Source organism: Mesorhizobium sp. C268A, assembly GCF_040324475.1.
Lineage (GTDB): Bacteria > Pseudomonadota > Alphaproteobacteria > Rhizobiales > Rhizobiaceae > Mesorhizobium.
In genome coordinates this window covers 1,828,492-1,840,721 of sequence record NZ_JAMYVX010000001.1, presented here as the reverse complement: position 1 = coordinate 1,840,721, position 12,230 = coordinate 1,828,492, and the positions used below count along the sequence as shown (strand labels likewise).

The 12,230-nt window shown below is 62.0% G+C and carries 12 protein-coding genes and 1 pseudogene; 9 read left to right on the top strand and 4 right to left on the bottom strand.

The features are described from left to right. Positions 1-15: 15 nt before the first annotated feature. Positions 16-693, bottom strand: coding sequence for an MIP family channel protein (locus NKL06_RS09095; protein ID WP_023681822.1), 678 nt, complete (start codon positions 691-693; stop codon positions 16-18). Between the two features lie 319 nt (positions 694-1,012). On the opposite strand from NKL06_RS09095, the gene NKL06_RS09090 reads away from it, so the two are divergent. The 7 genes and pseudogenes from NKL06_RS09090 (at position 1,013) to NKL06_RS09060 (ending at position 6,952) form a co-directional block, all read left to right on the top strand. Next, positions 1,013-2,302, top strand: coding sequence for an RsmB/NOP family class I SAM-dependent RNA methyltransferase (locus tag NKL06_RS09090; protein WP_023692335.1), 1,290 nt, complete (start codon positions 1,013-1,015; stop codon positions 2,300-2,302). Positions 2,303-2,376: 74 nt separating this feature from the next. After that, positions 2,377-2,829 (top strand): TspO/MBR family protein, encoded by a 453-nt coding sequence (locus tag NKL06_RS09085; protein ID WP_023692334.1) that lies wholly within the window; start codon positions 2,377-2,379, stop codon positions 2,827-2,829. A gap of 84 nt (positions 2,830-2,913) precedes the next feature. Next, on the top strand, positions 2,914-3,372 hold the full coding sequence (locus NKL06_RS09080; protein ID WP_023686843.1) for a PaaI family thioesterase: 459 nt from the start codon (positions 2,914-2,916) through the stop codon (positions 3,370-3,372). After that, positions 3,372-4,037 carry a 5'-methylthioadenosine/S-adenosylhomocysteine nucleosidase gene (locus NKL06_RS09075; protein ID WP_023807579.1) on the top strand — a complete coding sequence of 222 codons (666 nt, stop codon included), beginning with the start codon at positions 3,372-3,374 and terminating at the stop codon, positions 4,035-4,037. Before NKL06_RS09080 ends, NKL06_RS09075 begins: the two co-directional genes overlap by 1 nt. 55 nt (positions 4,038-4,092) lie before the next feature. After that, entirely contained in the window at positions 4,093-5,655 is a 1,563-nt protein-coding gene (gene guaA, locus NKL06_RS09070) for a glutamine-hydrolyzing GMP synthase (protein WP_023692332.1), read from the top strand. 282 nt (positions 5,656-5,937) lie between these two features. Beyond that, a pseudogene (locus NKL06_RS09065) lies at positions 5,938-6,214 on the top strand (Arm DNA-binding domain-containing protein); the annotation flags it as partial. 189 nt (positions 6,215-6,403) lie between these two features. Further along, on the top strand, positions 6,404-6,952 hold the full coding sequence (locus tag NKL06_RS09060) for a hypothetical protein (protein WP_023692331.1): 549 nt from the start codon (positions 6,404-6,406) through the stop codon (positions 6,950-6,952). A 172-nt stretch (positions 6,953-7,124) separates the two neighbouring features. Here the strand turns inward: NKL06_RS09060 and NKL06_RS09055 are convergent, their stop codons facing one another. Genes NKL06_RS09055 through NKL06_RS09045 form a run of 3 tightly spaced genes read right to left on the bottom strand, consistent with a single transcriptional unit; the run spans position 7,125 to position 9,052 of the window. Then, positions 7,125-7,433, bottom strand: a complete 309-nt coding sequence (locus NKL06_RS09055) for a MucR family transcriptional regulator (protein ID WP_155927194.1) — start codon at positions 7,431-7,433, stop codon at positions 7,125-7,127. A gap of 28 nt (positions 7,434-7,461) precedes the next feature. Next, positions 7,462-7,653 (bottom strand): hypothetical protein, encoded by a 192-nt coding sequence (locus NKL06_RS09050; protein WP_280939971.1) that lies wholly within the window; start codon positions 7,651-7,653, stop codon positions 7,462-7,464. 52 nt (positions 7,654-7,705) lie between these two features. Next, entirely contained in the window at positions 7,706-9,052 is a 1,347-nt protein-coding gene (locus tag NKL06_RS09045) for a family 1 glycosylhydrolase (RefSeq protein ID WP_023692329.1), read from the bottom strand. A gap of 711 nt (positions 9,053-9,763) precedes the next feature. Between NKL06_RS09045 and NKL06_RS09040 the strand changes: the two genes are divergently transcribed. Both NKL06_RS09040 and NKL06_RS09035 read left to right on the top strand, forming a co-directional pair. Next, positions 9,764-10,978 (top strand): ROK family transcriptional regulator, encoded by a 1,215-nt coding sequence (locus NKL06_RS09040; protein WP_023681814.1) that lies wholly within the window; start codon positions 9,764-9,766, stop codon positions 10,976-10,978. Beyond that, on the top strand, positions 10,975-12,228 hold the full coding sequence (locus tag NKL06_RS09035; protein ID WP_023692328.1) for a M20 family metallopeptidase: 1,254 nt from the start codon (positions 10,975-10,977) through the stop codon (positions 12,226-12,228). Before NKL06_RS09040 ends, NKL06_RS09035 begins: the two co-directional genes overlap by 4 nt. Positions 12,229-12,230 lie beyond the last annotated feature (2 nt).

Below are 12,230 nucleotides of genomic sequence, written 5' to 3'. Positions count from 1 at the left end.
TCGCAGGCTTCGAAATCAGTCCTTTTCGAAGATGCGTGCCTTGGCGACGACGCCAGCGATTGCGCCGCCGATCAGCGGCGCAACGATGAACAGCCAGAGCTGGCTGAGGGCTGCGCCGCCGGTAAACAGCGCCGGGCCGATCGAACGCGCCGGATTGAGCGAGGTGCCGGTCACCGGGATCATTGCGAAGTGCAGTCCGGCCAGCGTCAGGCCGATGACCAGGCCGGCGAACGCCGTCGAGTGCTTCTCGGCGGTGACGCCGAGGATGACTGTGACGAAGGTGAAGGTGCCGATCAGCTCCCACAGGAAGGCCGAACTCGTCCCCCATTTCGCCACGTCCCAGCCATTGGCGCCGAAACCGGTGGTGTGCCCGCCGGTCTGGCCGGAGACGATGATCCACAGCGCCAGCGAGGCCAGAATGGCGCCGATGATCTGCGCGATCCAGTAAGGAATCACATCCTTGGCCGGCAGCCGGCCGGCAAGGAAGACGCCGAGCGTGACGGCCGGGTTGAGATGTGCGCCTGAGATGGGACCCACCGCGTAAGCCGCCGCAATCAGGCCGATGCCGAACGCCAGGCCGATGGCTTCCTGGCCCAGCGGCAAGTCGGCGAGAAAGCCACCCGTCGCCACCGACGCCGTGCCGATAAACACCAATAGAAATGTCCCTAGAACTTCCGCAAGATACGTTTTCATTGCCCTCTCCTCGTATCGATCCGTCGGTCCGCTTTTCCGCGCCGCGAATCATGGCGCAAAGAGTATTCCCAACGCAAAAGCTTGGAAAGCAGAGCAATTGCGCCACAGATCGTGCTTACGGCGGCCAGTTACCAACATTAGAGATCTTGCATATATTTGAGATTTGTTATCGCCGGCGGGCGGACATTTGCCGGCGGGGAAAATCGTCGGCCGCGAGCGGAAGGCCTCGTCGCCGCGAAATTCAAGCGGGGTTCAATCTCGACGCGAAACGCTCTAAGAGCAGGCCGAAGGATACTGTGCTCGATAGGTGGAATGACGAATGCGACTGGGCGGACGGCTGGCGGCAGCCATTGAAGTGCTGGACGACATTGGCCGGCGCCACCGGCCGGTGGCCGATGCGCTGAAAGATTGGGGCCTGTCGCATCGCTTTGCCGGCGGCGGCGACCGCGCGGCGATCGGCAACATCGTCTACGACGCGCTGCGCCACAAACGTTCCGCCGGCTGGCTTTTGGGTGAAGACACGCCCCGCGCCATCGGCTTCGGCGCGCTGCTCATCGAATGGGGCCAGACGCCGCAATCGCTTAACGATGCGCTCCAGGGTGACAAGTTCGCGCCGCCGCTGCTCAGCGCCGCCGAGTTGCAGGCGCTGGCCGAGCGCCGGCCTGAAGACGCGCCGGAGGCGGTGCGGGCGGACATACCCGACTGGTGCGCGCCGCTCTTCGAACGATCCTTTGGCGCAGACTGGGTTGCGGAAGGGGCGGCTTTGGCGACCCGCCCGCCGCTCGACATCAGGGTCAATACGCTGCAGTCCGACCGCGCCAAAGTGCTGGCGGAACTCGCCGAAACCGGCGCCAAGGCAGCCGCTATCGCGCCGCAAGGCATTCGCATCCCGCCCATCGACGGCGACGGCAGGCACCCGAACGTACAGGCCGAGCCGGCCTTCCAGAAAGGCTGGTTCGAGGTCCAGGACGAAGGCTCGCAGATCGTTGCCGCCCTTGCCGGCGCGCAAGCCGGGATGCAGGTGCTCGATTTCTGCGCCGGCGCCGGCGGCAAGACGCTGGCGCTGTCGGCGGCGATGGCCAACAAAGGCCAGGTCTTCGCCCATGATGCCGAAAAAGCGCGGCTGGCGCCGATCTTCGACCGCCTCCGCCGTTCGGAAAACCGCAACGTCCAGGTTGTCACCAAGCCGGCTGAGCTCAGCCCCCTCGCAGGCCACATGGACATCGTGCTGGTTGATGCGCCCTGCACCGGCAGTGGCACCTGGCGGCGCCGTCCAGACGCCAAATGGCGGCTGACGCAAAGACAGCTCGATGCCCGCAAGGGCGAGCAGTCGGCGATCCTCGATGCGGCGAAGGCCTATGTCAAACCGGGCGGCCTGCTGGTCTACATCACCTGTTCGGTGTTCGACGAGGAGAATGGCGAGCAGGTCGCCGCCTTTCGCGAACGGCACAAGGGCTTCGTTCCGGTCGATCATCGCGCGCTCTGGGATGCCAGCTTCCCCGGTCACGCAGCGGCCGCCCGGATCGGCAAGACAAGCGATATCTCGCTGTCGCCGGCTCTGAGCGGCACCGACGGCTTCTATTTCTGTGCGCTGCGTCGGGCGAATTGACGCTGCGATTGACAGGCTGACATAGCGCTCCAGTTGCAGATGCGCGGCGTCGGCCGCAAGACGGGGTAGAATTCTTGCAAAGATATGTGTCGCTTTTGCTTTTCCTCCTTCTGGTGCTCGGCGGAGGTCTGCTGATCGGCTATGCGACGTTGCCGGGTGAATGGTATGCCTCGCTCGCCAAGCCGCCCTTCAACCCGCCCAACTGGGTCTTCGCGCCGGCCTGGACGCTCCTCTATGTGCTGATCGCCGTAGCCGGCTGGCGGACATGGGAGCGGGAACGAGCAGGCGCCGCGATGAAGATCTGGGCCCTCCAGCTTGTTCTGAACTTCGCGTGGTCGCCGACTTTCTTCGGCGCCAAACTGGTGGGGCCGGCACTGGTCGTGATCCTGGCTCTTCTCGCCAGCATTGCGCTGTTCATAGCCACGGTGTGGAACCGCGACCGGGTTTCCGGCTGGCTGTTTGCGCCCTATGCCCTATGGGTGGCCTTCGCCACCTTGCTCAACGCGTCGCTGCTCCTGTTGAACTGAGTGCTTTGCTGCAGTGCAGCAAAAGCATTTGCGTGGCGTTCAGGCGTCTGCGATAAGCTTTGCAGATAAATCAGGGCGATGGCCATGGCAGCAAAGATCGTACCCGCACCCGATTATGAGGACCGCGTCAGGGCGTCGTTCGCGCGCCAGCAGGCGATGGCGACCATCGGCGCCGAACTGACGCTTGTGACGCCGGGCATCATCGAGATCGAAATGCCCTATTCGGCCGCACTCACGCAGCAGCATGGTTTCCTGCATGCCGGCGTGATTTCGACCGCACTGGACTCGGCTTGCGGCTACGCCGCGTTCTCGCTGATGCCGGAAAATTCCGGCGTGCTGACCATCGAGTTCAAGGTCAACCTCCTGGCGCCCGGCCGGGGCGAACGCTTCCTGTTCCGCGGCTCGGTGACCAAGCCCGGCCGCACCATCATCGTCGCCGACGGCCAGGCCTACGCCTTTGCCGCCGATGGCGAGGCCAAGCTGATCGCGACCATGACCGGCACGATGATGACGGTGGTTGGCCGTGACGGGATAGCAGGCTGATGGCCAAAATTACGCGAATTGGTGGCAAGGACGTCCTCTTCGTCATGGCGGCGCAGGCCGAGTACGGTCCGCATCTGCAAAAACTGTTCACGCCGCTGATGACGGGCGTCGGCCCGGTAGAGGCAGGTGTGCGGCTCGGCGCCGAACTGTCATGGCTGAAATCCGAGAAGGCGTTGCCCGATCTCGTCGTCTCGCTCGGCTCCGCCGGCAGCCGCACACTAGAGCAGACGGAAATCTACCAGGCGGTCTCGGTCAGCTATCGCGACATCGACGCTTCGCCGCTAGGCTTCGAAAAAGGCGCGACGCCGTTCCTCGACCTGCCGGTGACCGTCCCGCTATCATTCAGGATACCGGGCATGAAAGAAGCCAGCCTGTCGACCGGCGGCGCCATCATCACCGGCGCCGCCTACGACGCCATCGCCGCCGATATGGTCGACATGGAAACCTTCGCCTGCCTGCGCGCCTGCCAGTTGTTCGATATCCCGCTTATCGGCCTGCGCGGCATTTCAGACGGTGCAGCCGATCTGCGCCACGTTGGAGACTGGACCGAATATCTGCATGTCATCGACGAGAAGCTGGCGGATGCGGTCGTGCGCCTCGAACAGGCCATCGGCTCCGGCACGCTACACAAGGAGCAGCCTGGGCAAGAGCCGGCAGCGCTCTGAAAGTCGGGCTACGCACCCCATTGCGCCGACTCGTTTCTTTCTCTAAAGGCTCGCCATGACGACAGCCAATCATCCCGATACAGTCCTGATTGTCGATTTCGGCAGTCAGTTTACGCAGCTCATCGCCCGCCGCATCCGCGAGGCCGGCGTGTTTTCCGAGATCGTGCCGTTTCAATCGGCCGAAGCTGCCTTCAAGCGTATCAATCCAAAAGCCGTGATCCTGTCGGGCGGTCCCGCCTCGACATCGGACATCGGCAGCCCGCGCGCTCCGCAGATCGTCTTCGATGCCGGCGTGCCGGTGCTCGGTATCTGCTACGGCCAGATGGCCATGTGCGTGCAGATGGGCGGCGTCGCCGAAAGCTCGAACCATCGCGAATTCGGCCGCGCCTTCGTCGAGATCGAAAAGGACAGCCCGCTGTTCGAGGGCCTGTGGGCGCCCGGCCAGCGTCACCAGGTGTGGATGAGCCATGGCGACCGCGTCATCTCGCTGCCCAAGGGGTTCGAAGTCTTCGGCAAGTCGGAAGGCTCGCCCTTCGCCATCTTCGGCAATGTCGCGCGCAAGATGTACGGCATCATGTTCCACCCCGAAGTGGTGCATACGCCGGATGGCGCCAGGCTGCTGAGAAACTTCGTGCACAACATCGCCGGCATCGAAGGCGACTGGACGATGCGCGCCTATCGTGAGCACGCGGTCGAGACCATTCGCAAACAGGTCGGCAGGGGCAAGGTGATCTGCGCGCTGTCGGGCGGCGTGGATTCATCGGTCGCTGCCTTGCTGATCCACGAAGCGGTAGGCGACCAGCTGACCTGCATCCTCGTCGACCATGGCCTTATGCGCAAGGACGAGGCGGCCGGCGTCGTGGCGATGTTCCGCCAGCACTACAATCTGCCGCTGATCCTGGTCGACGCGTCGGAAAAATTCATCTCGGCGCTGGAAGGCGAGTCCGACCCCGAGAAGAAGCGCAAGACCATCGGCCGGCTGTTCATCGAAGTGTTCGAGGAAGAGGCCAAGAAACTCGGCGGCGCCGATTTCCTGGCGCAAGGCACGCTCTATCCCGACGTCATCGAGAGCGTCTCCTTCACCGGCGGCCCGTCGGTGACCATCAAGTCGCACCACAATGTCGGCGGCCTGCCGGCGCGCATGAACATGCAGCTGGTCGAGCCGCTGCGCGAACTGTTCAAGGACGAGGTGAGGGCACTGGGCAAGGAACTCGGCCTGCCCGAAAGTTTTATTGGCCGCCATCCGTTCCCCGGACCAGGCCTTGCCATCCGCTGCCCCGGCGGTATCACCCGCGAAAAGCTCGAAATCCTGCGCGAGGCCGACGCCATCTATCTCGACGAGATCCGCAAGGCCGGCCTCTACGACGCCATCTGGCAGGCTTTCGCCGTGCTGCTTCCGGTGCAGACCGTCGGTGTGATGGGCGACGGCCGCACCTACGAATTCGTCTGCGCCCTGCGCGCCGTGACGTCCGTCGACGGCATGACCGCCGACTTCTACCACTACGACATGGCTTTCCTCGGCGCGGCGGCCACCCGCATCATCAACGAAGTCCGCGGCATCAACCGCGTCGTCTACGACGTGACGTCAAAGCCGCCAGGCACCATCGAGTGGGAGTGATTCAGGCCCACTCAAACGCCGCCGAAAACACGCCATTGTACGCCATAACTATTTGACAACACATATAAACCCATTCGGCGACAATCGGTGCGCAGAGATTGGATTGACGGACCGGCTGACGGACCTTCCGCATATTGGTAGCTCAGATTTTTCGAAGTACCGTCAGATCCAATGAGGCTCTGACGGTATTTTTTTATGCCTTAAGGAATTGAAGATAAAACAAAATTTCTGCCGAAGAGCCTCTAAATTGTACTGACGGTACTTTTCAGGAGGTAGCGGGGAATGCTGACGGACGTCGCCCTTAAAGCCCTGAACCAAAAGAGAACATCTACAAGATTGCGGACCGCGACGGCATGTATGTTCGCGTCATGCCCAGTGGCGCGATCTCCTTTCGGCTGGATTACAGGCTCAACGGACGCCGCGAGACGGTCTATCTTGGCAGGTATGGACGGGACGGAATCTCGCTTGCCTCAGCCGGGAGAAGTGTCTCGACGCGAAGCGCGCTATTGGCGAGGGACGGTCGCCGGCGATAGAAAAGCAGCGCGACAAGCGCCGAGTTGTCACCCCGATCTCCGGCCGACTTCAGCGCCGAAATGGCTACCAAACCAAAGCGATGCCCGGGCCTTCAAGGCCTCTTCTTATTCCGGCCAAGCCGGCCCGGAGCGCCGCATTCACTCACATCCCTTGAACCTGAGTGCAGAGTTGCCGCATCGAAGCCATTTGAGCAGCCGAGTTCGCGCCCGAACCCGTGCTGGTGCTGGCGGTCGTATCGCCAGCTGTATTCGAGGATCCCGACGTGCCGGTGGTTGTACCCGAACCAGTGCTGTTGCTGGCCGTGGTGTTACTGCCGGTCGAACCAGAGCTGCCTGAAGTGCCGGTGGCTGTGCCAGAGCCGGTGCCGATACTCGCCGTTGTATCACTGCCGGTCGAAGCCGAGCTACCTGACGTGCCGGTCATTGTGCCAGAGCCAGTGCCGTTACTGGCCGTCATTCTCGAGCAGTCGGAGCGAACCTGTGCCTGCTGTTCAGAGCTCAGGGACGACCAGTTCTTGCGGATCTCATCCTGCGACAGAAGTCTTCCCGAATTGGCGTCGCTGAAGAATGAGCCGGAGAGCTTGCTGTCCCAGCCGCTCGGGATACCGCTTTGGCCGGAGCCGGACGTAGAGCTCATACCCGACCCGGCCGATGAGCCGGAAGTTCCGTTCGTGCCGCTGGATGTTCCCGACGACTGCGCCAAGGCCGCGGTGGCGAGACAGAGAGAGATCGCTGTAGCTGTCAAAATCTTACGTTTCATGTGAGTCTCCTTTGGGGTTCGACGCCGTTGCGGCGTCGAATCCTAATCCCGAGGAAAGGCACTTGTTCCTGTAAAGAGTGGAATTCGATGTCATGATCCTTGTGCACCAGCCTTGGCCTCGAATGCGATGCCGGAGCGCTTCAACGACGACTGACGCCTCAGGCGAGAGCTGTCCGCTACTGGGTGTTAGAGGCGATATGCGGAACGCTTCCCGAATAGTTGGGTGCCACCATCGGGTAATTGCGAGGCAGGTTCCATTTGGTTCGGTAATCGTCCGAATTCATGCCCAGTCGGCCAAGGTGCGAACTGCGTCGGGTCTCGGTTAGAGACAGGAGGGTGGCCTTTGCCGCGGCGTATAGCTCGACATGCGGAGCTCGTCTCGACCGCGCACACTCAATATGTTTTACGATGACGCCGCCAGATGTCATATGAGCGAATGCCTTTCCGGCGAAATAAATTGCTCCCAGCAGGTCGACGCTCAGCACCTTCAGCCAGCCCGCTCTAGTGAATGCCTCAATGGTTAAAGATTACCAGGCCGGCGCGTTGTTGACGATTATCACCAACCTGCCGAACGCGTGAGCGCAAGTCGACAGCACCGTGATAGCGGTCTCCCCGGAGCGCCCCTTGTCGAACCGCATGCGCGCCTTCTGGACCTTGCCTCCACCCACGTCGGCTCACCCGTGCACCTTCGGTGCCCAACCGCATGGCGATGGCCAGTCCAATCCCGCTTGCAGCACCGGTTACGATTGCAGTCTTGTTATCCAGGCGCATCAGGTTCGACCTCTTTCTGGGGAGCAGCAAGTGGTTCAGTCCAGCCTTCAGCGACCCGATCCACGCTCAGCAGGCTGCGCGCATAATTCTGTTGCGCGCGAACAATGGCATCGTCCTGCTGTGAGGGAAGAAAGACCGGCAAAGCAAGGCAGACACTTTGTGTGGCCAGCAGCTTGTTCCAGTTCGCGATCAGCGCCTTGAAAGCGCGCCCCACCGCCCTCGGATTTCGGTCGAGGTCATAGAGGCCGAGCGGATTGATCCGTCCGTTGTTCTCCCGAAGCGCACTGTCCCAGTCCACCTGATCCGTCAGCGAGTACCAGGTGAAGCCTACGATGGGGATGCCATCGTTGCGGATCCGCAGCACGTTGGCCCACTCTTTCCACAGCCAATAGACGGCTTCGTCTCCATTGGGGCCTTCGCTGATGTTGGTCTCCGTATGCATTACGGGAAGCCGGTAGCGGTTGAAGTACTGCCGCGTGATCTCGTCATAGCCAAACACCTCGCCGGACCCGGACGTCGTTCCGTCTGCCCAAACCCGATGTTCGTTGGTCTGGTAATAGTCGGTGCCCATCACGCAATGCCTGCGCAGATGGCTCTCCAGGAAGAAACTGTATTCTTCGGCCGTCATCCCGTTTTCGAGAAGATAGCGATAGGTGTGCGCGTCGACGTCATGACCGTAGTTGAGATCAAGCGACAGGAAACGCTCGCTGTTGAACCGTTCCGCTCTGCCGACCGCCTCGGGAGAATCGGCGTGGAAGTATTCCGAGGATTCGCTCTGTATGAAGATGGCGTCCGGCCGCACCTCGAGGATCGCCCGCATGGCAAGCACGTTCGCCTTCACGATGTGCTTGAGGGCGGTGACGAAAGCAGTGTCGCTGCTCAGTTGTTCGTTCCACCATCCCCAGCGAGCCGAAAAGGTGGCGCAGATGAACATCTCATTTATTGGGGTGAAGAGCTGGATCCACGGATAGCGCATCGCGAAATCCCTGGCGTAGTGCTCGAATAGTGTCGGAAAGTCCGGGTTCTGGAAGTTGCCAACCCAGTCCGGCACGCCAAAATGGCAAAGGTCGACGATCGGAAGAATGTCTTTCGCCTTCAGGTCCGCGAAGGTCTCATCGGCGAATGCCCAATCATAACGTCCATCACCCAGCCACGTTTTGTGGATGGGAGGTCCGTAGCGGAGGAAATGCACCCCGAGATCCTGGACCAGTTCGAAGTCGGTGCGCCATCGTTCGTAGAAGCGGCATTTTTCCATTTCGTCGACGCGCTCCCGGCCTTGTCGAATGGTGGGGGTGCTGTTCTCGATGCCGGTGGCAAACATGAACGTGAACATTGATGGTCCTTAGCCAAGGCGGAGATGCCCGCGCTTGGTCAAACGTTCAGTGCTCGACGCAGTTCCTGCAAGACTGCTTGTCAAGTTCGGTAGGCGCCTGACAACCACGTGCCTGAAATTGGCGGAATTCTATCCCACGGTTCAAGCGAGCAGCTTGCGCCGAACATGGTCGGACTATGCTGGACGGAGATGTCGGCTTCGGGCCAGACCAGTTGGCGTCAAACGCGCCTTTGCAAGTGAAAGCGGTATGGTAGCTATCCACGTTTGCAAACTGCAAGCGGACGTTCCGCTGCCGGCCCCATTTGAGCCATTCACTGGGAGGCAGACCCGCGGTACATCACCAATATTCGAAGCCAATAGTTAGTCTCGTTCATCGTCCTTTGGTTCGACAGACCCATACGAGAGAATACGAGAGATATGGACCGGCGAACCATCCGCTGTGTTGATCTCCTGTAGAAAACAGTGACCCTCAGAGACTAACATGATCGTTATTTGTCAATGCGCTACGAAGCTGTTCGCCCAATTGATTCAAGAAGCTGATCCAGCCACTCCCTGACCGCATTTATCTTCTGCCGAACGGCAGCAACGCGCCTGAATCCTGCCTCCGGATCAATGTTCGCGTGCGCAAAAACGGCCGCTCGCGAACATACATTGACAGGTCCAGTTCCGAATAATAAGTTCGGTTATAGAACGAATTAACCGGAGTTCAATGTGACTGACCTGCCGCGCATATCCCGTCAGTTCTCACAGCGCTCCGTGATGGAAGCGATCGTCCAGGGCGGGCCGATCTCCCGCGCCTCGATCGCCAAGCTGACGGGCTTGTCGAAGCAGACCATCTCCGAAATCATGCGCGGGCTCGAGCAGGAGGGCTGGGTCCAGGAAACCGGCCGCACCAGCGGCCATGTCGGGCGCACCGCCGTCACCTACGAACTGGTCCACGACGCAGCCTATATCATCGCCGTCGACCTTGGCGGCACCAAGGTGCGGGTCGCGCTGACCGACCTTGCCTGCCAGATCTTTGCCGAAGCCGCCACACCGACCGACCCGCGCGGCGGCCAGTTCGTCGTCGATCAGATTGCAGCGCTGGCCTTCGATGCCGCGGCCAGACAGCACGTCGCGCGCAAGAAGATACGCCTGGCCGTCATCGGCGCGCCTGGCGCTCCTGACCCGGCCACCGGCCGCATTTTAATGGCGCCGAACATTGCCGGCTTCGACACAATGAATGTGCTGGATGCCTTCGAAGAAGCGCTCGGCGTCGCGGTGATGATCGAGAACGACGTCAATCTCGCGGTGCTTGGCGAGAACTGGCTCGGCCAAGGCCAGGGCATCGACAATCTCGCCTACATCGCGCTCGGCACCGGCATCGGCAGCGGGCTGATGCTGGGCGGCCATCTGGTGCGGGGTGCTGGGCACGCCGCCGGCGAGATCGGTTTCATGCCGATCGGGGCCGATCCCTTCACCGAGGAATCACTGCGCACCGGCGCATTCGAACGCGCGGTGGCCACCCACGCCATGACCGATCGCTACCACGCTCTCACCGGCAGGCAGGTCTCGGTGCCGGCAATATTCGAGAATGCCGCGCTTGGCGACAAGGACGCGCTCACCGTGCTCGACGAAACTGCCCGCCATCTGGCGCAAGGCGTTGCGGCAATCGCGGCAATCGCCAATCCAGAAAAGTTTATCCTCGGCGGCTCGATTGGGTTGCGGCCCGAAATCCTGTCCAGGGTGCAGGCGCTTCTGCCGCTATGCTTCCCCTATCCGGTCAGGGTCGAGGCGAGCGAACTCGGCGCACGCGCAGCCCTCATTGGCGCGGCGGCAATCGGCCTTGGCCAGTTGCACAACACGCTGTTCGGCGTCGACGCGCCTGATGGCCGGATTTCGCTGCCGCCTGCCCAGGCCGCCGCGCTGAAGGAGGCCGCGATATGACTTGCAATATTACCGCCCGCCTGCAGGCAGCGCTCGACCGTGACGACGCACTAACGCTGTTTCGCGGCGCCATCGGCCGAGAGAGCATCACCGGCAACGAAGCCAACTTCGTCGACTTCCTCGAAGCCAGGATGCGCGACCTTGACCTCAGCGGCCTGACCAGGACGGAATTCCTTCCTGGGCGGCCCAACATCTGGGGCGAGCGCAAGGGGGCCGACCAGGGAAAGCGCCTGTTGTTCATCGGCCATACCGACACCGTCCATGTCGACGGCTGGCGCGAGCATTGGGCAGGCACCGACCGTGAGGATCCGTTCGCCGCCCCGATCATTGATGGTGCTGTCTGGGGCCGAGGCTCCGGCGACCTCAAGGCCGGCATCATTGCTTCGCTGGCGGCACTCGCGCTGCTCGACAAGGCCGGCGTTCGCCTCAAGGGCGACGTCGCCTTTGCCTTCGTCGGCGACGAGGAGAGCGGCCAGCCCGGCACCGGCATTTCCGCCGGGATCAAGCACTTCGTCGGACGCATCGAGACCGGCGAGGTCACAGCACCCGATTTCAGCGTCTATGTCGAGCCGACCCGCCTGGCCGTCTATGCGGCGCAGATCGGCTTCTTCATCACCGATATCTCGATTACCGGCAAATCCGCCTATTTCGGTGTGCCAGAACTCGGCAAGGATGCGCTCCGTGCAAGCCATGCCGCGATGACGGCGCTTTGGAAGCATTCGGATGAGGTCGCCGCGCGCGCCGAGCACAAACTGGTCGGGCGCGGCTTCCTGCTTATCACCGGGCTTGCCGGCGGCGGCTACATTGCCGTTCCCGAGCGCTGCACGCTCTCGCTGATCCGCAAGCTGTTGCCTGGCGAAGACCTCGACACCGCCGCCGCCGAGATCGAGGCTGCCGTGCGCGGCGCGATCGCCGATCCGGATATTTCGGTAGAGTTCGCCTACCCCGCCGGCCGCGACCACAGGCTGGGCGGCACCGCTGCCGAGATCGGCGAAACGCGGGCGGAAGTCGCCATGCTGTCCGACGCGATGGCTGGCGCAATGAGCGGACGCGGCGTCATCGAGGGCGCACCGTTCTGGTCGGAGTCCCCCTTCATCATCAATCAGCTCGGTATTCCTGCCGTCTATTGCGCGCCCGGCGACATCAGGAATTGCCACACATTCGAGGAGCACGTCGATGTCGAGGAATATTTCGCCGGCATAGTCGGCTTCGCCGCCTTCATGGCCCGCTACTGCGGCGTGGCCGACTGAAC